Origin of the sequence: Micromonospora sp. WMMC241 (assembly GCF_027460165.1) — a bacterium.
GTDB classification, from domain to species: domain Bacteria; phylum Actinomycetota; class Actinomycetes; order Mycobacteriales; family Micromonosporaceae; genus Micromonospora; species Micromonospora humi.
In genome coordinates, this window is the sequence record NZ_JAPZBF010000001.1 from 1,953,564 (window position 1) to 1,971,318 (window position 17,755).

The window sequence follows — 17,755 nt, forward strand, 5'->3', positions numbered from 1 at the left end:
ACGTGCGTTCACGTGTCACGATTGGTCACGTGGACGCCGTGTTCTGGATCGTTCTGGGTGTGGTATTGGCGGTCGCCGAGATCTTCACGACGACGCTGTTCCTGATCATGTTCGGTGTCGGGGCGTTCGCCGCCGCCGGCGCCGCGGCCCTCGGTGCGCCGGTGGCGCTCCAGGCGGTGATCTTCGCGGTGGTGTCGGCGCTGTCCCTGGCGCTGGCCCGGCCGGTGATCCGCCGCAACGCCCGTTCGGCGCTGGAGACCGGCGACCAGCCGTTCGGCGTGGAGGCGATCGAGGGGGCCACCGCGGTGGTCCTGGAGGCGGTGGACGCCGACCGCGGCATGGTCAAGATCGACGGTGAGCTGTGGACGGCCCGGTCGTTCGACGCGACGCAGCGCTACGCGGCGGGTGAGCGGGTGCAGGTGATAAAGGTCCGGGGCGCTACCGCCCTGGTCTGGCAGGACGACATTTCCGCCCCGGGCGAGCTGCCCGAAGCGAGAGGGTGAACCATATGGAGTTTGCAGCGATCCTGTTGATCGCCGTGGCGGTGATCGTCGTGGTGACACTGGCCAAGGCGGTGCGGATCGTGCCGCAGCAGCGCCAGGACGTGGTGGAACGGCTCGGCAAGTACAAGCGCACCCTGAGCCCCGGGCTCAACCTGCTGGTGCCGTTCGTCGACGCGGTGCGCACCAAGGTCGACATGCGCGAGCAGGTGGTCAGCTTCCCGCCGCAGCCGGTGATCACCTCCGACAACCTGGTCGTGTCGATCGACACGGTCCTCTACTTCAAGGTGGTCGACTCGGTCCGCGCCACCTACGAGATCTCGAACTTCCTCCAGGCGATCGAGCAGCTCACCGTCACGACGCTGCGTAACGTGATCGGCTCGCTGGACCTGGAGCGCGCGCTGACCAGCCGCGAGGAGATCAACCGGCACCTCTCCGGCGTGCTGGACGAGACCACCGGTCGCTGGGGCATCAAGGTGACCCGGGTCGAGATCAAGGCGATCGAGCCGCCGCCGAGCATCCGCGACTCGATGGAGAAGCAGATGCGCGCCGAGCGGGACCGCCGGGCCGCCATCCTCAACGCCGAGGGGCACAAGCAGTCGCAGATCCTCACCGCCGAGGGTGAGAAGCAGGCCGCGGTGCTGCGCGCCGACGGTGACCGGCAGGCCCGGATCCTCCAGGCGGAGGGCCAGGCCAAGGCCATCCGCACCGTCTTCGACGCGATCCACACCGCCAACCCGAGCCAGAAGGTGCTGGCCTACCAATACCTCCAGGCGCTGCCGCAGATCGCCAACGGCACGGCCAACAAGGTGTGGATCGTCCCGACCGAGCTGACCCGGGCCCTGGAAGGCATGGGTGGCGCGCTGGGCGGGCTGGCGAACATGGTCGGCGACCAGCCGTCCCCGGAGGCCGCCAGGACCGCCAGCGAGGTCGAGCGGGAGGCCGCCGAGGCGGCCCAGGCCGCGGCCGTCGCGGCGCAGGAGATCCACGACGAGGTACGCGTGGCGGAGGCGCAGGCCACCGGCGGCAACACGGCGAAGGGCCTGCCGGCCCCGGAGCCGGTGTCCCCGGAGACGCTGCTCACCGACCCGGCCGACCAGCGCGAGCGGGGCTGACCGGCAAATCCGAGAATCGCTCATCCGGCGCCCCGGCGGCTGCCACCATCGGTCTTGAGGACGGGTGGTGAGCAGGGCCGGGGCGCCGTCGCGTGTCCCGGGCCACCCGGGACGCGAGCGAGGTGGCGCATGACGGAACCGGCGAACAGGCTCTTCTCCCGTACCCCGGTCCCCGGCGCGCACGACCCCGGCGGACCGCTCGGCTCCCGGCGGACCGGGGGCGGGTTCGGGGTGCTGCCGTTCGTCTCCGAGCCGGGGCCCGGCGCGCCGGCCACGGACGCGACCTGGGCCTGGTCGGTCCGCCGGTTCGCCCGCGCGGCGGTCTGGCTGCTGCCGGCGTACGCGGTCCTCTACGGCGTGGTGGCGATGGCCAGCGACGGCGGCGTCGGCAACGACCCCTACCCGGCCGACGGCCAGCCGCTCTACCTGGTCGGCTGGGTGGCGTCGGTCTGGCTCGGACTGCTCGCCCTGCTCGCGCTCACCGGCCTGCTCGCGGCCACCCGCTGCCGCCGGATCGCCCTGGCCGGGCTGCTGGCCAGCATCGGCGGGATGGTGCTGATGCTGCCGTTCGCCGGGCTGGCCGAGCAGACGCCGGTGTTCGGGCTGACCGCGCGCGGCATCGTGCTGTTCGGCGCGACCTGCTACAGCGTGGGGTGGTTCCTCACCGGTTGGTCGGTGGCCCGGTCCGGGATGTTCTCCTACGGTGACGGGACGATGCTGATGATCGCCGCACCGCTGCTCGGCCTGGGCGGCGCGTTGATCGGCTCGTTGCAGACGTTCGGCGCGATCTTCGTGCTGGTCGCCGGCATCGGCATCGGCTACCGCAGCGGTCGCCTGGTGCCCGAGACGATCGCCCGGGACGCGGCCAGCGCCAGCGTCGCCGCCGCTCCCGCCCCACCCGCGTCACCGGACGGACCGCTTGCCGCCGGTTGACCGGTTTCCCGGCGGCGCCGAGGCTGGACAGTTGCCGTGAGGTAACTGACAGTTGCCTGGCGAACTGGCCGGTAGGTGGCTTTCGCGGCAATCCTGGAGTCCATGCCGTCTCCCCGGTCGCCGTTGTCGCGGCTTCTCACCGTGCTGCTCGCGGGCCTGCTCGCCGGGCTCGTCCTCGCGCTCGCCGCGCTACCGACCGGCCTGCTCGGCGGGTTCGTCGCCAAGGCGAGCCTCGGGGCGTACGAGGAACTGCCCGACGCGCTGCGCACCCCCGTGCAGCCGCAGCGCTCCTACCTCTACGCCAACGACGGCAAGACGCTGATCACCACGTTCTACGACGTGAATCGCAGCGACGTGCCGCTGGCCGAGATCGCCCCGGTGATGCGCCAGGCGATCATCTCGGCCGAGGACCGGCGGTTCTACTCCCACGGCGGCGCCGACCTGCGCGGCATCGCCCGAGCGCTGGTCGCCAACGTCAAGGGCGGCGGCACCGAGCAGGGCGGCTCCACGCTGACCATGCAGTACGTCCGCAACGTGCTCAAGACCGACCCGAACCGCACCGCCGAGGAGCGGCAGGCCGCCACCGAGCAGACCGTCGGGCGCAAGCTCCAGGAGATCCGGTACGCGAACGCGCTGGAGCAGTCGCTCAGCAAGGACGAGATCCTCAACCGCTACCTGAACATCGCGTACTTCGGCTCCGGCGCGTACGGCGTCGCCGCCGCCGCCCAGCGCTACTTCGGCAAGGCGCCGGCCGACCTGACCCTCGGCGAGGCGGCGCTGCTCGCCGGCCTGGTCCAGTCGCCCGACGAGTACAGCCCGATCGACGGCGACAAGAACCAGGCGCTCGACCGGCGCGGGTACGTGCTCGACTCGATGGCCGAGACCGGCGCGATCACCGCCCAGCAGGCCGCCGCGGCCAAGGCCGAGCCGCTCACGCTGCGCCCGACCGCCCAGCCCAACGGCTGCACCGCCACCGCGCAGGGCCACGACGACTGGGGCTTCTTCTGCGACTACCTGCGTCAGTGGTGGCTCACCCAGCCGGCCTTCGGCGACACCGCCGAGGAGCGCGAGCAGGCGCTGCGCCGCGGCGGCTACCGGGTGGTCACCACGCTCGACGCGAAGATCCAGCAGACCGCGCAGACGCAGGCCACCAAGGTCTACGGGTACGACGACAAGCGCGCGCTGCCGATCGCGGCGGTCGAGCCCGGCACCGGCCGGGTGCTCGCCATGGCGGTCAACCGGCACTACAGCCTGGCCGACAACCCGGACGGGCAGGCCAACCACCCGAACACGGTCAACCCGCTGATCTCCGGCGGCGCCAGCGTCGACGGCTACCAGGCCGGCTCCACGTTCAAGATGTTCACCATGCTGGCCGCGCTGGAGGCCGGCAAGCCGCTCGCCACCGGCTTCGACGCGCCGGCCAAGCTGCCCACCCGCTACGCCTCGGACGCCGAGGGCAACTGCGACGGCAAATGGTGCCCGGGCAACGCCAACCCGGAGTGGATGGACGGCTACCGGATGATGTGGGACGGCTTCGGCCGCTCCGTGAACACCTACTTCGTCTGGCTGGCCGAGCAGGTCGGCGAGGACAAGGTGGTGGAGATGGCGCAGCGCCTCGGCATCACGTTCCGGGCCGAGCCGGACGCCGCGTTCGCCCGCGACAACGCCGCGAACTGGGGCGCGTTCACGCTCGGCGTGGCCGCCACCACCCCGCTCGACCTGGCCAACGCGTACGCGACGGTGGCCGCCGAGGGCACCTACTGCTCGCCGCTGCCGGTGGTCTCGGTCACCGCGCCGGACGGCGGGAAGGTCGACGTGGGGCAGCCGAACTGCAAGCGGGTGCTGGAACCCGACGTGGCCCGGGCGGCCACCGACGCGGCCCGCTGCCCGGTGGGTCAGCAGTCCGCGTACGGGCAGTGCAACGGCGGCACCGCCACCGGCGTCGACGGGATCGTCGACCGGCCGGTGGCCGGCAAGACGGGCAGCTCGGAGGAGAACGCCACCGAGACGTTCGTCGGGTACACCCCGCAGGTGGCCGTCGCCGGCATCGCCGCCAACCCGGACGACTCGACCGACCTGGTCGGCTCCGCCGTCCAGGCCAAGGTGATCGACGCGGTGGCCCGGACGATCCGGACGGCGGTCGCCGGCAAGCCGGTGCGGGACTTCACCGCGCCCAGCCGCGAGCTGGCCGGCAACCCGCAGCGCCCGCAGCCGCGCCCGCAACCCCAGCCTCGTGAGGACAACCGCAGCAACCTCCCGTCGGACCTGCTCCGCTGGCTCCAGAACCGCGGCTAGGTGCAAGGAGGGGCCCCTTCTTAACGCATTCTGCATAAGAAGGGGCCCCTCCAAACACTCCGCCGGAAACCCCCGGCGCGCGGTGTCGGATCCGGTGCGGCGGCTCCGACCCACCGGTGAGCGCGCCCGGACCCGGGCGCACCGATACGCGGAGGAGCGCACCATGGGCAAGGTCATCTACTGGGTGCACCAGTCGGTCGACGGCTTCATCGAGGGGCCGAAGGGTGAGTTCGACTGGCCGGCCATGGGCGACGAGCTGTCCGCGTACTCGCTGGAGCTGACCGAGCGGGCCGGCGCGTTCGTCTACGGGCGGCGGGTGTGGGAGATGATGTCCTCCTACTGGCCGCAGGTCGAGTCGATCTCCGACCACCCGCACGACCTGGCGTTCGCGCCGATCTGGCGGCGTACCCCGAAGGTGGTCGTCTCCCGCACGCTCGCCGAGGCCGACCACGGCGCCCGGGTGGTCGGCGGCGGCGACCTGGCGGCGGAGTTGGCCGAGGTGCGCGAGCGGTTCGACGGGGACCTGCTGGTCACCGGCGGGACCGGCGCGGCGACCGCGCTGGCCGCGCTCGGGCTGATCGACGAGTACCAGGTGGTCGTGCACCCGGTGCTGCTCGGCGGCGGCCGGCAGGTGCTGCCCGACCTTGCCCGACAGGACCTGCGGCTGGTCGCCACGCGCGGCTTCGACGGCCGTTCGGTGCTGCTGCGCTACCGGCGCGCGTGACCGGCGACGCCCCGCGCGGCTGTCCGCGCGGGGCCCGACCGGTCAACGGCCGCGGCGGCGGGGCCGGTAGGTGGCGAGCGCGGCGGGCACCCCGCGCCGGATGATGCCGGCCCGGTCGCTGTCGCCGCGCAGCACCGCGGCGGCCGTCTTGCGCGCCTGCTCGGCGGTGAAGTGCGGCGGCAGCATCAGCTCCGCCGGGTCGACCACGGCGTTGACCACTGTCGGCCGGTCGGCGGCGAGCACCCGCCGCCACAGGTCGGGCACCTGATCCGGTGCGTCGACCAGCTCGCCGCGCAGCCCCAGCACCTCCGCCCACCTGTGGTACGCCACGTCCGGCAGGTCCTGGCTGTCCGGGAACATCGGCGTCCCCTCGCCGGAGCGCTGCTCCCAGCTGACGAACGCCAGTTCCCGGTTGTTGAGCACCAGCACCACGAACCGGGGGTCGGCCCACTCCCGCCAGTACTTCGCCACCGTGATCAGCTCGTTGACGCCGTTCATCTGCATCGCCCCGTCGCCGAGCAGCGCGATCACCGGGCGGTCCGGGTGGGCGAACTTGGCCGCCAGCGCGTACGGCATGCCGCCACCCATGGACAGCAGCGTGCCGGACAGGCTGGCCAGCATGCCGGGGCGGACCCGCAGGTGCCGGGCGTACCAGGCGGTGGCGGTGCCGCAGTCCACGGCGAGCATGGCGTCGTCGGGCAGCGTGTCGTCGAGCGCGGCGAACAGCGACTGCGGGTTGACCGGGTCGGCCGGCTGCCCGGCCAGCTCGCGCTGGGCGGCCCGCCACTTGCCGGTGGCGTCGGCGATGGTGGCCCGCCAGGCGGTCGGCGCCGGGCCGGGGCCCAGCTCGTCGAGGAGGGCCCGCAGCGTGGGGCCGGCGTCGCCGGTCAGGTTGACCTCGGTCGGGTAGCGCAACCCCATCCGGCTGCCGTCGATGTCGATCTGCACCGCCCGGGCCTGACCCTCCGGCGGGTAGAACTCCGAGTACGGCATCTGGCTGCCGACGATGAGCAGCCTGTCGCACTCGCGCATGAGCTGCGAGCTGGGGCGGGTGCCGAGCAGGCCGATCGCGCCGGTGACCCAGGGCTGCCGGTGGTCGACGGCGGCGAAGCCGAGCAGCGCGGTGGCCACCCCGGCGCCGAGCCGGTCGGCGATCCGGCGTACCTCGTCCTCGGCGCCGAGTGCGCCCTGCCCGACCAGCATGGCCACCCGCTCGCCGCCGCGCAGCACCTCGGCGGCCCGGCGGACGTCCGCGGCCGGCGGCGCGGCCGGCGGGCTGCTCGGCGCGGCGCTGGTGTGGTAGTAGCCGTGGGCGTGCGGTGGTTGCGGCACCGCCGGTTCGTCCTGCACGTCGGAGGGGAGGACCAGGGCGGTCACGGTACGCCGGGCCAGCGCGGTGCGGCAGGCCCGGTCCACCAGGTGCCGGGTCTGCGACGGGTCGTCGAGCTGGGCCAGGAAGTCGCCGGCCACGTCCTTGTAGAGCGCGAGCAGGTCCACCTCCTGGTAGTAGCCGCCGCCCTCGGCGGGCAGCGCGGTGTGCCCGAGCAGGGCGACCACCGGCTGGTGGTCGAGCTTGGCGTCGTAGAGGCCGTTGAGCGCGTGGATGGCACCCGGGCCGCTGGTCACCACCACGCAGCCGAGCGGGCCGCCGCCGTACTTGACGTGCGCGCCGGCGGCGAAGCCGGCGGTCTCCTCGTGGCGGACCTGGATGAACCGGGCGCGCCCCTCGGCCCGTTGCAGCGCCGAGGTCATGCCGTTGATCCCGTCCCCGGGGTAGCCGTAGTAGCGGTGCACGCCCCACTCGGCGAGCCGGGCCACGATCTGGTCGGCGACGGTGGCGTCGCGGGGCAGCGCGCCGTCGTCGGGGTGGTCCGCGCCCATCGTGGTGGTCCCTTCGCCGGTGTCCGCTTCCCCGGCTCCGTTCCCCGCCCCGGGCGGCGGAAACCCGGCCCGCGCCGGGGCGGCCCGGGGCACCAGGCAGAATCGGTCGGTGCCCGTCCACGAGATCACCGACCCCGACGACGACCGGATCGCCGACTACCGCGCGCTCACCGACGTGGAGCTGCGCACCCGGTGGGAACCCCCGCACGGGTTGTTCATCGCCGAGGGGGAGCTGGTGCTGCGGCGGGCGCTGCGGGCCGGCTACCCGGCCCGGTCGTACCTGGTCGAGTCGAAGCGGGCGGACCAGCTCGCCGACCTCGACACCGGCGACGTCCCGGTGTACGCGGCGACCGCCGAGGTGCTCCAGCGGACCACCGGTTTCCACGTGCACCGGGGCGTGCTCGCGTCGTTCCACCGCCGGCCGTTGCCGTCGGCCGCCGAGGTGCTGGCCGCCGCCCGGCGGGTGGTGATCCTGGAGGACGTCAACAACCACACCAACCTGGGCGCGATCTTCCGGGCCGTGGCGGCGCTCGGGGTGGACGCCGTGCTGCTGTCGCCGACCTGCGCCGATCCGCTCTACCGGCGCAGCGTCCGGGTCAGCATGGGCGAGGTGTTCGCGGTGCCGTACGCGAAGCTGGAGCGCTGGCCGGCGGGCCTGGAGGAGGTGCGGGCGGCGGGCTTCACCGTGCTCGCCCTGACGCCGGCGCCGGACGCCGTGCCGATCCAGCGGCTCACCGACGGCCAGCGGGCCCGGGCGGCGCTGCTGCTGGGCGCGGAGGGCGCCGGGCTGACCCGGGCGGCGATGTCGGCGAGCGACGTGCGGGTGGTGATCCCGATGCGCCGGGGCGTGGACTCGCTGAACGTCGCCGCGGCCACGGCGGTGGCCTGCTGGGAACTGGGTCGCGACGATCCGCTTGCATGACCATGCGCCTTGGTGCATAATCTTCCTGTGTCCAAGGTTCTCACCTCCCTGCCCATCGGCGAACGTGTCGGCATCGCCTTCTCCGGCGGCCTCGACACCTCCGTCGCGGTCGCGTGGATGCGCGACAAGGGCGCCGTGCCCTGCGCCTACACGGCCGACATCGGCCAGTACGACGAGCCCGACATCGGCTCCGTGCCGGGCCGTGCGCTCAGCTACGGCGCCGAGGTGGCCCGGCTGGTCGACTGCCGAGCCGCCCTGGTCGAGGAAGGGCTGGCGGCGCTGACCTGCGGTGCCTTCCACATCCGCTCCGGCGGCCGGGCCTACTTCAACACCACGCCGCTGGGCCGGGCCGTCACCGGCACCCTGCTGGTGCGGGCGATGGTCGCCGACGACGTGCAGATCTGGGGCGACGGCTCGACGTTCAAGGGCAACGACATCGAGCGCTTCTACCGGTACGGCCTGCTGGCCAACCCGCAGCTGCGCATCTACAAGCCGTGGCTGGACACCGCCTTCGTCACCGAGCTGGGCGGGCGCAAGGAGATGTCGGAGTGGCTGCTCGACCGGGACCTGCCCTACCGGGACAGCACCGAGAAGGCCTACTCCACCGACGCCAACATCTGGGGTGCCACCCACGAGGCGAAGACCCTCGAACACCTCGACACCGGCATCGAGACGGTCGAGCCGATCATGGGCGTCCGGTTCTGGGACCCGGCGGTGGAGATCCCCACCGAGGACGTCACGATCGGCTTCGACCAGGGCCGGCCGGTCACGATCAACGGCAAGGAGTTCGGCAGCGCGGTCGACCTGGTGCTGGAGGCCAACGCCATCGGCGGCCGGCACGGCCTGGGCATGTCCGACCAGATCGAGAACCGGATCATCGAGGCCAAGAGCCGGGGCATCTACGAGGCGCCGGGCATGGCGCTGCTGCACGCCGCGTACGAGCGGCTGGTCAACGCCATCCACAACGAGGACACCCTGGCGAACTACCACACCGAGGGCCGCCGCCTCGGCCGGCTGATGTACGAGGGGCGCTGGCTCGACCCGCAGGCGCTGATGCTGCGCGAGTCGTTGCAGCGCTGGGTCGGCACCGCGGTCACCGGCGAGGTGACGCTGCGGCTGCGCCGGGGCGAGGACTACTCGATCCTGGACACCACCGGGCCGGCGTTCAGCTACCACCCGGACAAGCTGTCCATGGAGCGCACCGAGGACTCGGCGTTCGGGCCGTCCGACCGGATCGGCCAGCTCACCATGCGCAACCTGGACATCGCCGACTCGCGGGCCAAGCTGGAGCAGTACGCCTCGCTCGGCATGGTCGGCGGCACCGCCCCGCAGCGGATGGTCGGCGCGGCGCAGGCGGCCTCGACCGGCCTGATCGGCGCGATGCCGCAGGGCGGCGCGGAGGCCATCGCCTCCCGGGGCGTGCCCTCCGCCGAGGACGAGTGGCTCGACCGGGCCGCGATGGAGTTCGGCGTCGACTGAGCCAGCGGCCTTTCCGGGACCGTTGTGACGCAGGGTAGCGTGTCGCCCGTGTTCCCTACCGTGCGTGAGGTGCTCGCCCTGGTGCCGGTGCGCCACGGCGCGCCCCGCCTGGTCGCCGGCGAGGCCGGGCTGGACCGCCCGGTGCGGTGGGTGCACGTGGCCGAGGTTCCCGACATCGCCACCCTGCTCGGCGGTGGCGAACTGGTGCTCACCACCGGGATCGGGTTGCCCGCGGACGACGCGGGGCTGCGCGCGTTCATCGGTGACCTGGCCGACGTCGGCGTCTCCGGGCTGGTCGTCGAGTTGGGCCGCCGCTACGTCGGCGGCGTGCCGCGGTCGATGGCGGCCGCCGCCGAACGGCGTGGGATGCCGCTGGTCGAGCTGCGCCGGGCCACCCCGTTCGTGCGCATCACCGAGGCGGTGCACGCGCTGATCGTGGACGCCCAGCTCACCGAGCTGCGGGCCACCGAGGAGATCCACCAGCGGTTCACCGAGCTGTCCGTGGAGGGCGCCGAGCCGGCCGAGGTGTTGCGGCAGGCCGCCGAGTTGGCCGGCTGCCCGGTGGTGCTGGAGAACCTGTCCCGGCAGGTGCTCGCGTACGACCCGGCGGGGGAGAGCGCGGAGCTGCTGCTGGACGGCTGGGAACAGCACTCCCGGCGGATCCGCCCGGCCGGGCGCACCGCGTACGACCCGGACAGCGGCTGGCTGGTCACCACCGTCGGCGCGCGGGGGCAGGACTGGGGCCGGCTGCTGCTGCGCTGGCCGGCGACCGAGGCCGTGCCACCCACCCGACTCACCATCCTGATCGAGCGGGCCGCCTCCACGCTGGCCCTGGGCCGGCTCATCCGCCGCGACGCGGAGGGCCTGGAACGGCAGATCCACCGCACCCTGCTGACCGCGCTGATCGACCACTCCCGCCCGGTCGACGAGGTGGCGTTGCGCGCGAAGGCGCTCGGCGTCACCCTGGACCGCCGGCACCTGGTCGGCGTGGTGGTCCGGCACCGTGGCGACGACCCGGCCGGCGACGCCGCCGGCCCGGAGGCCGGCCCGGCCCGGCTGCGCGACCTCGCCGAGGCGGTCGGCCAGGCGGTCCGCGAGGCCAAGCTCACGGCACTGACCAGCGCCGTCGACGACCAGGCGGTGGGCGCGCTGCTGGCGCTGCCCGACCCGGCCGACGAGGAGAGGGCACTCGCCGCGTTCGCCGCGGCGTTGCGTCGGGTACGCCTCGACGCCGTCCCCGTCCGCCCGTCCCGCCCGGTCGACGGCGCCGGCCGTGGTGGGCCGGCCGGCGGCGCGCGCTCGGTCGACGGCGCCGGCCGTGGTGGGCCGGCCGGCGGCGGGCGCTCGGCTGACGGCGCCGGCCGTGGTGCGCCGGCCGGCGGCGGGCGCTCGGCTGACGGTCCGGTCCGGCCGGCGGTCGTGGTGGCGGCCGGGTCCGGGGTGGGCAGCCTGCGGGAGGCGCGCCGGTCACTCGTCGAGGCGCGGCAGATCGCCGAGGCGGCCCGGCGGGACCCGCGCGACCTGCCCTGCTTCCGGCTGCCGCACGTCGGGCTGGCCGGCCTGCTCCACCTGCTGCGCGACGAGCCCCGGTTGCAGACGTTCGTCGAGCGGGAACTGGGCGCGCTGCTGGCCTACGACGCGCAGCATCCACGGGAGCAGCTGCTCGGCACCCTGCGCGCCTATCTGGAGCAGGGGCGGAACAAGTCGGCGGCGGCGTCGGCGGCGCACCTGTCCCGCCCGGCGTTCTACGAGAGGCTGGCCCGCATCGGCCGTATCCTCGGCGCCGACCTCGACTCGGTCGAGCAGTGCCTCTCGCTGCACGTGGCGCTGCTGGCCCTGGACGCCGTCCGCACCCCCTGACGCCGTTCGCACCCCCGGCGCCGCCTGCACGGCTTCGGCACCACCTGCGCGGCCCGGCCCCGGCGCCGGCCGCGCCGCCCCGGCTTACCGCCGGCCGCGCCGCCCCGGCTTACCGCCGGCCGCGCCGCCCCGGCTTACCGCCGGCCGCGCCGCCCCGGCTTACCGCCGGCGTCCTGCGGTCCGGCCTCGGGACGGTGGGTATTACCGCGAGCGCTCCCGGGCGTGCTGGTCACGGAGCGTGACTTCGGTGGGCGAGATGATGCGCTTATCAGCGGTATACCTCACAGGCATAAATATGCCTGTGAGGTATACCGCACTCAACAGCACCTTCGTGTTCGCGGCGACACGCCGAGGCGGCGACACGCCAAGGCGCGAAGGGCGGTCAGGTCAGGGCGGTGAGCGCCTTGGCGTAGGGGGCGGGGACGAAGTTCGGGCCGCCGGGGGCGAAGACGTCGGAGGTCGTCGCCGCCGACCAGGCGCTGTCCGGCAGCGCCGCCACCAGGGCGCGGACCACCGGGGCGTCACGCCACTGGTCCTGCTGCGCGAGCAGGCTCAGCGCGACCACCGATTCCTCCACCTCGCCGACGCACTCGAACGGCTTGTGCCCGTCGACGCCGAGCAGTTCCCGGTAGCCGGCGGTCTGGGTCTCGTCGGCCAGCAGGTCGCCGCCGAAGATGCCGGTGAGCCGCTCGCGGGGCATGAACGGTGCCATGGCCAGGAACACGAAGCGGCACTTCGGGCAGTCGCGGCACCAGCGCTCGCTCGCGTCGCGCAGCTTGAACGCGGCGTTGCAGCTGGTCACCACCGCGTCGTAGCGGTCGATCTCGGCGAACAGCCGGGCGATGTGCAGCTCGGACAGCGAGCGCAGGAGCGAGAAGTACGGCTCGGTGAGCCCGGCGTGCTCGGCCAGCGCCGCGCGCAGCAGCCCCTCCGCCTCGACGCCCTTGGACCACTGGTGGTTGATCTCGTGGCCCTGCCAGACCAGGTTCGGGTCGGACGCGGAGCGCTCGTTGGACATCACCACCGGCCCGAGCCCGTGCAGCACGGCGGTGGCGACCGCGATCAGCGAGTTGATCGCGGTGACCGGGATGTGACCGTTGCGCGCCCCGGCCGCGTTCAGGTCGAACAGCACCGGGTCGAGGCGCCGGCGGGCGGCCAGCGGCACCAGGTCGGACGCCTCGTTGACCGAGACGATCACGTGGTTCGGGTTGACCGAGAACGGCACCGGGTCGAACCCGGCACGGCGAAGCGCCTCCAGCGTGACGATGGAGTCCTTGCCGCCGCCGACGGCCGACAGCGGGCGGCGGTCGGAGTTGTCCAGCGGGACGGCCGGGTCGACCGCGCCGGCCGGCACCTCCGGCCGCAGCGCCAGCACGTGCGGCAGGTCGTTGCGGTACGCGTACTCGGCGAGGCCCTTGGTGTAGACGGCGGTGACCAGCTCGACGGCGGCGGCGCCCAGCGGCGCGGGCAGCAACAGCCGGGGCGGCGCGGCGGCCTTGTAGTAGCTGACGCCGGCGACCACGTGCAGCAGCTCCAGCACCCGGCCGAGGGTGGCCGCGGTGGCGTCGGAGACCGGCTCCGCCGGCAGCGGAAGCGTGATCACCTCGGTGAACCGCTGCTCGCCGTCGGGGCCGGTCAGGGCGTAGTCGAACAGGACTTCGCCGGTGGCGAAATCGATCGAGTAGGACGGGAAGGTGAAGGCGTCCATCCGCCGCAGCTGCTCGTTGGGCACACGCCATACTAGGCCCTGGTTCGTCCGGCCGTGTCCGGCTGGGCCGGACCCCGCCCGCGAGCACCGACCGAGCCCGAGGAGAGCCCGTGCGCCTGTCTGATCTGCGCGGACGTCATGTCGCCGTCTGGGGCGCCGGCCGTGAGGGCCGGGCCGCGGTGATCGCGATCGCCGCGCACGGCCCGGCCGGCCTGGTCGCCGTGGACGACAGCGCGAACTTCCTCACCCTGCCCTGGGAGGGCCCGCTCGCCGCCGCGGCCCCGCTGGTCACCGGTGAGGAGGGCTTCGCGCGGCTGGCCGCCGCCGACGTGGTGGTCCGCTCGCCCGGGGTGCCGAACACCCACCCGTGGATGGTGGAGCTGCGTCGCCGTGGCGTCCCGGTCACCCAGGGCAGCGCGCTCTGGATGGCCGACCACGCGGAGCGGACCGTCGGGGTGACCGGCAGCAAGGGCAAGAGCACCACCTCCAGCCTGATCAGCCACCTGCTCACCGCGATGGACCGGCCGAACGTGTTCGGCGGCAACATCGGCGTGCCGCTGCTCGACCTGCCGGAGGCGGAGCGGTACGTGCTGGAGCTGTCCAGCTACCAGTGCGCCGACCTGACCGACTCGCCGCGGGTGGCGGTGGTGACCGCGCTCTTCCCCGAGCACCTGGACGCGCACGGCGGCGAGCGGGAGTACTACCGGGACAAGCTCAACCTGGTCGCGCACGGCCCGCACACCGTCGTGGTGAACGGTGCCGACCCGCGGCTGGCCGTGGAGCTGGGCGACCGGGCGGCGGTGCGGGCCGGCTCGCCGGACACCACCCACGTGGCCGCCGGCCCGGACGGCACGCCGTGGTTCCACCTGCGGGACACGCCGCTCTTCCCGCGCGCGGTGCTGCCGCTGGTCGGCCGGCACAACGAGGGCAACCTCTGCGTCGCGCTGGCCGTACTGGAGGCGCTGGGCGTGGACGTGGTGGCGCGGCGGGACTCCCTCGCCGTGGCGGTCGCCGAGTTCCAGGGTCTGGCCCACCGGCTCAGCGAGATCCCCGACCCGTCCGGGCTCACCTTCGTCGACGACACGCTGGCCACCAGCCCGTACGCGGCGATGCACGCGATCGACGCGTACGAGGGGCGGCCGTTGACCGTGATCGTCGGCGGCACCGACCGAGGGCTCGACTACGCGCCGCTGCGCGAGCACCTGGCCGAGCGGGAGATCACCGTGATCGGCATCCCGGACAGCGGCCCGCGCATCGTCGAGGCGCTCGCCGGGCTGCCGGCGGTGCGCACCGAGCTGGCCGACGACCTGGTCGCCGCCGTCGGCCTGGCCCGCAAGCTCACGCCGGCCGGCGGGGTGGTGCTGCTGTCCCCGGCCGCGCCGAGCTACGGCCGGTTCCGCAACTTCGAGCACCGCTCCGAGGTGTTCGCGCAGGCGGTGGCGGACACCGCCCGCTGAGGTTCAGCCCGGGTGCGGCGGTTCCGCGAGCACCGGCTCGGCGGGTGCGGGCCGGTGCTTGTCCGGGGTCCAGGCGAACGCGAGCGCGCCGCCGACCAGGGCGAGCAGCATGCCGATGACGAAGCCGCCCAGGTTCGAGGTGAGCCAGGAGACCAGCCCGAGCAGCAGCGACAGCAGGGCGTAGAAGACCCGCTGCTGCGGGGTGGCGACCAGCAGCACCCCGCAGAGCACGAGGACGGCCGGGACCAGATAGGCCGCCAATCCCTGCGGCCCGACGTGCAGCAGCACCCCGAGCGGCGCGCGCAGCGTCACCAGCATCTCGGCGCCGCCGAGCGCGATCAGCAGCCCGGCGGTGAAGGGGCGGGCCCGTCGCCAGCGGCGCCAGCGCCCGCCGGAGCGGGCGACCGGCGCCGCGTGCTGTCCGGTGCTCACCTCAGCACCCGTCGGAGCTGAAGCCCATGTGCAGGTTGGGCAGCGTGAAGACGGCGGCCGTGGTGGCGTAGTTGTTCTGCCGCAGGTTGTTGATGGTCACCGTGTCGGCCTGCTGGGCGAAGACGCCGGGGTTGCCCTTGACGCCGGGGACCTGGTCGACGGTGCTGGCGTCCTGACCGACGTTGATGTTGCGGAACGAGGCGTTGCCGGCGATCTCGTCGCCGTCGACCACGAGCGTGCGGGCGGTCACCGGCTTGCCGGAGCCGCCGGCGGTGATCCGGAGGTTGATCCCGCCCAGGCTGATGCTCTGGCAGAGGTTGGTCAGCTCGGCCTTGTCGATGGCCGACACGATCACCACCACCTGGCCGCCGGTGTCGCCCTGGTTGGGGCTGTCCGGGATCATCTGGTCGAGCGTGGCGAACTGCTCGAAGCCGGTGCCCTCGAGTTTGTCGGCGGTGACGGTGAACGGCATGCCGGAGATGGCGAACTGCGCGCCGAGCACGCCCTGGGCGGTCAGCACGACCATGCCGGCCGCGCCGACCGCGACGGTGCCGAGCGTGACGGCGAATCGGCGCCAGCGCACGCCGCTGCTCGGTTGGCCGGGCTCGATCGGTGCGGTCTGCTCCGACATGGCGGCTCTCCCCTTCGAGATCAATTCATCGACGACGATGTGCAGGCCGAAGTTACCGCTGAGTAAACGAAGGGTCAACAGATCGTTAGTCGGTATCTGCCAATTGCGGCCAAAGTGAAAAACCGCTGCGGTTTTTCACCGAACTCAGGGCGCGCAGGGGGCGGTCGCGCTCGGCCCCTCGTCCGGGCGGGGCGACCGGGTGGCCCGGCGCGCCTCCTCGCGGCCGAGGAACGGCGCGGTGGCCGCGTACGTGAGCACCGGCAGCAGCAGCGGCAGGTCCTCCGCCCGCCCCTGGGTGACCCGGGCCCGGATCGTCGCGTAGATGCCGCCGACCACCGTGGACACCAGCACGTCGCGGTCCACCCCGTCGTCCGCCGGCCCCGGGCCGGCGTCGGCGAAGAACCGGCGGAAGCTGTGCAGCAGCGCGTCCCGCTCCCGGCGCGCGTCCGGGCCGGCGGCGTCCACCTCGACCAGCGCCATCCGGGCGAAGGCGGGCACGCTGGCCAGCACGTCGAGCAGCGTGCGCAGCGCCGCCCGGGCGGCGTCCGGCCAGGCCGGCCCGGCCTCGGCGTAGGCGGCCTCCATCAACTGCGAGACCACCGCGATGCCGTGCCGGTACGCGGCGAGGAACGCGTCCTGCTTTCCGCTGAACAGGGCGTAGAAGGCCGGCCGGGTGACTCCGGCGGCGTGGCAGATGTCGCTGACCCGAGCGTTGTCGTAGCCCCGGGTGGCGACCTCCCGCACCAGGCCGTCGAAGAGGCGGTCGCGCTGGGTCGCCGCCACCTCCTCGGCCGGCACCCGCCGCGGCCCGCGCTTGATCGCGCGGTCGGGGTCGCGGCCGTGCCGCGCGCCCGGCAGGGGTGCCGGCGGGGGCGGGCTCTGCATGGTCAAGATATCGGCCTTCCTTGATGCGTTGACTTTACGACCCTCCGAGGTTTATAACTTTCGACACGCTCGGTTGACAGCTGGTCACCAAAAGTGATCTCTCCGAAGGGTTCGACGGCTGTCATTATCGCCACCCGCCTCCACCCCACCGCCGGAAGGAACCACCATGCCCAGGTACGGACGTATCGGCGCGGGCCTCGCCGCCCTGGCGCTGCTGACCGGTCTGGTCGGCGCCACCCCCGCCACCGCCGCCCCCGCCACCGCACTGGCCAGCTCCGTGCTGACCTACCCGACCGCCGCCGGCACCGCGGTCTCGGTGGGTGACGTCATCCAGGCCAGCCTGAAGACCGGCACCAACGCCACCTTCTACTCCTCGGCCAGCGGCACCACCGGCATCAAGTGCGCCGCGTCCAGCTTCAGCGCCAAGGTGCTGACCAACCCGACCGCCCCCGGCACCGCCACCGAGAGCCTCACCGCGCAGACGTTCACCAGCTGCACCACCAACGTCTTCGGCACCACCGGCGTGCAGAGCGTGACCGTCAACAACCTGCCGTACACCACCTCGGTCACCAGCGCCGGCGTGGTCACCATCGCCGGCACCGCGGCCGCGCCGATCCAGAGCACCGTCGTGCTGAACTCGCTGCTCGGCCCGATCACCTGCGTCTACCGGACCAGCACGAACACGCTGACCGGCGCGGCGGCGAACGCCACCAACTCGATCGCCTTCACCAACCAGACCCTGACCAAGTTCTCCGGCCCGTCGCTCTGCTTCGGCACCGCCTACTTCACCGCGACGTACTCGCCGGTGAAGGACACCAGCAAGACCGGCAGCCCGGGCGTCTACGTCAACTGACCACCCGGCACGTGGGCCGGTGCGCGGCGGTTCGCCGGGCACCGGCCCGTACGTGGTGTCAGGTGTGCGGCGCCCTCGCG

15 protein-coding genes are annotated in these 17,755 nt (G+C 73.4%); 10 read left to right on the plus strand and 5 right to left on the minus strand.

What is annotated here, in order from left to right; translation table 11 throughout:
* The first annotated feature begins 29 nt into the window (after positions 1–29).
* From O7598_RS09365 to O7598_RS09385, 5 genes are all read left to right on the plus strand, one after another.
* Positions 30–503: an NfeD family protein gene (locus tag O7598_RS09365; protein WP_091066739.1), complete on the plus strand. Its 474-nt coding sequence runs from the start codon at positions 30–32 to the stop codon at positions 501–503.
* A gap of 5 nt (positions 504–508) precedes the next feature.
* Positions 509–1,615: an SPFH domain-containing protein gene (locus O7598_RS09370; RefSeq protein ID WP_269690922.1), complete on the plus strand. Its 1,107-nt coding sequence runs from the start codon at positions 509–511 to the stop codon at positions 1,613–1,615.
* Positions 1,616–1,744: 129 nt separating this feature from the next.
* Positions 1,745–2,548 carry a hypothetical protein gene (locus tag O7598_RS09375; protein WP_091066730.1) on the plus strand — a complete coding sequence of 268 codons (804 nt, stop codon included), beginning with the start codon at positions 1,745–1,747 and terminating at the stop codon, positions 2,546–2,548.
* A 102-nt stretch (positions 2,549–2,650) separates the two neighbouring features.
* On the plus strand, positions 2,651–4,843 hold the full coding sequence (locus tag O7598_RS09380; RefSeq protein ID WP_269690923.1) for a transglycosylase domain-containing protein: 2,193 nt from the start codon (positions 2,651–2,653) through the stop codon (positions 4,841–4,843).
* 163 nt (positions 4,844–5,006) lie between these two features.
* Entirely contained in the window at positions 5,007–5,567 is a 561-nt protein-coding gene (locus O7598_RS09385; protein WP_269690924.1) for a dihydrofolate reductase family protein, read from the plus strand.
* Positions 5,568–5,609: 42 nt separating this feature from the next.
* Here the strand turns inward: O7598_RS09385 and O7598_RS09390 are convergent, their stop codons facing one another.
* Positions 5,610–7,448, minus strand: a complete 1,839-nt coding sequence (locus tag O7598_RS09390; protein WP_269690925.1) for a thiamine pyrophosphate-requiring protein — start codon at positions 7,446–7,448, stop codon at positions 5,610–5,612.
* A gap of 19 nt (positions 7,449–7,467) precedes the next feature.
* Here O7598_RS09390 and O7598_RS09395 point away from each other — a divergent pair, with 19 nt between their 5' ends.
* From O7598_RS09395 to O7598_RS09405, 3 genes are read left to right on the plus strand one after another with little or no spacing between them, the layout of a single operon-like run.
* Positions 7,468–8,370 carry a TrmH family RNA methyltransferase gene (locus O7598_RS09395; protein WP_442929841.1) on the plus strand — a complete coding sequence of 301 codons (903 nt, stop codon included), beginning with the start codon at positions 7,468–7,470 and terminating at the stop codon, positions 8,368–8,370.
* Positions 8,371–8,397: 27 nt separating this feature from the next.
* Positions 8,398–9,849, plus strand: coding sequence for an argininosuccinate synthase (gene argG / locus O7598_RS09400; protein WP_269690927.1), 1,452 nt, complete (start codon positions 8,398–8,400; stop codon positions 9,847–9,849).
* 48 nt (positions 9,850–9,897) lie between these two features.
* Positions 9,898–11,709, plus strand: a complete 1,812-nt coding sequence (locus O7598_RS09405; RefSeq protein WP_442929842.1) for a PucR family transcriptional regulator — start codon at positions 9,898–9,900, stop codon at positions 11,707–11,709.
* A 382-nt stretch (positions 11,710–12,091) separates the two neighbouring features.
* Here the strand turns inward: O7598_RS09405 and O7598_RS09410 are convergent, their stop codons facing one another.
* On the minus strand, positions 12,092–13,441 hold the full coding sequence (locus O7598_RS09410) for a hypothetical protein (protein WP_269690929.1): 1,350 nt from the start codon (positions 13,439–13,441) through the stop codon (positions 12,092–12,094).
* 86 nt (positions 13,442–13,527) lie between these two features.
* Here O7598_RS09410 and murD point away from each other — a divergent pair, with 86 nt between their 5' ends.
* On the plus strand, positions 13,528–14,874 hold the full coding sequence (gene murD / locus O7598_RS09415; protein WP_269690930.1) for a UDP-N-acetylmuramoyl-L-alanine--D-glutamate ligase: 1,347 nt from the start codon (positions 13,528–13,530) through the stop codon (positions 14,872–14,874).
* Between the two features lie 3 nt (positions 14,875–14,877).
* Here murD and O7598_RS09420 read toward each other — a convergent pair whose 3' ends face one another.
* From O7598_RS09420 to O7598_RS09430, 3 genes are all read right to left on the minus strand, one after another.
* A complete protein-coding gene (locus O7598_RS09420) occupies positions 14,878–15,306 on the minus strand; it encodes a DUF6114 domain-containing protein (RefSeq protein WP_269690931.1) in 429 nt (142 codons plus the stop codon).
* A 1-nt stretch (position 15,307) separates the two neighbouring features.
* Positions 15,308–15,937 carry a DUF6230 family protein gene (locus O7598_RS09425; RefSeq protein WP_091066694.1) on the minus strand — a complete coding sequence of 210 codons (630 nt, stop codon included), beginning with the start codon at positions 15,935–15,937 and terminating at the stop codon, positions 15,308–15,310.
* 144 nt (positions 15,938–16,081) lie between these two features.
* Positions 16,082–16,822: a TetR/AcrR family transcriptional regulator gene (locus O7598_RS09430; RefSeq protein ID WP_269694819.1), complete on the minus strand. Its 741-nt coding sequence runs from the start codon at positions 16,820–16,822 to the stop codon at positions 16,082–16,084.
* A 166-nt stretch (positions 16,823–16,988) separates the two neighbouring features.
* Here O7598_RS09430 and O7598_RS09435 point away from each other — a divergent pair, with 166 nt between their 5' ends.
* Positions 16,989–17,675 (plus strand): Tat pathway signal sequence domain protein, encoded by a 687-nt coding sequence (locus O7598_RS09435; RefSeq protein ID WP_269690932.1) that lies wholly within the window; start codon positions 16,989–16,991, stop codon positions 17,673–17,675.
* The last annotated feature ends 80 nt before the right edge of the window (positions 17,676–17,755 follow it).

What these genes read in the sequence shown, in the direction of transcription:
- O7598_RS09370 (WP_269690922.1), top strand. Translation starts at nt 509, where the DNA reads ATGGAGTTTGCAGCGATCCTGTTGATCGCCGTGGCGGTGATCGTCGTG.
- O7598_RS09375 (WP_091066730.1), top strand. Translation starts at nt 1,745, where the DNA reads ATGACGGAACCGGCGAACAGGCTCTTCTCCCGTACCCCGGTCCCCGGC.
- O7598_RS09380 (WP_269690923.1), top strand. Translation starts at nt 2,651, where the DNA reads ATGCCGTCTCCCCGGTCGCCGTTGTCGCGGCTTCTCACCGTGCTGCTC.
- O7598_RS09385 (WP_269690924.1), top strand. Translation starts at nt 5,007, where the DNA reads ATGGGCAAGGTCATCTACTGGGTGCACCAGTCGGTCGACGGCTTCATC.
- O7598_RS09390 (WP_269690925.1), bottom strand. Translation starts at nt 7,448, where the DNA reads ATGGGCGCGGACCACCCCGACGACGGCGCGCTGCCCCGCGACGCCACC.
- O7598_RS09425 (WP_091066694.1), bottom strand. Translation starts at nt 15,937, where the DNA reads ATGTCGGAGCAGACCGCACCGATCGAGCCCGGCCAACCGAGCAGCGGC.
- O7598_RS09430 (WP_269694819.1), bottom strand. Translation starts at nt 16,822, where the DNA reads ATGCAGAGCCCGCCCCCGCCGGCACCCCTGCCGGGCGCGCGGCACGGC.
- O7598_RS09435 (WP_269690932.1), top strand. Translation starts at nt 16,989, where the DNA reads ATGCCCAGGTACGGACGTATCGGCGCGGGCCTCGCCGCCCTGGCGCTG.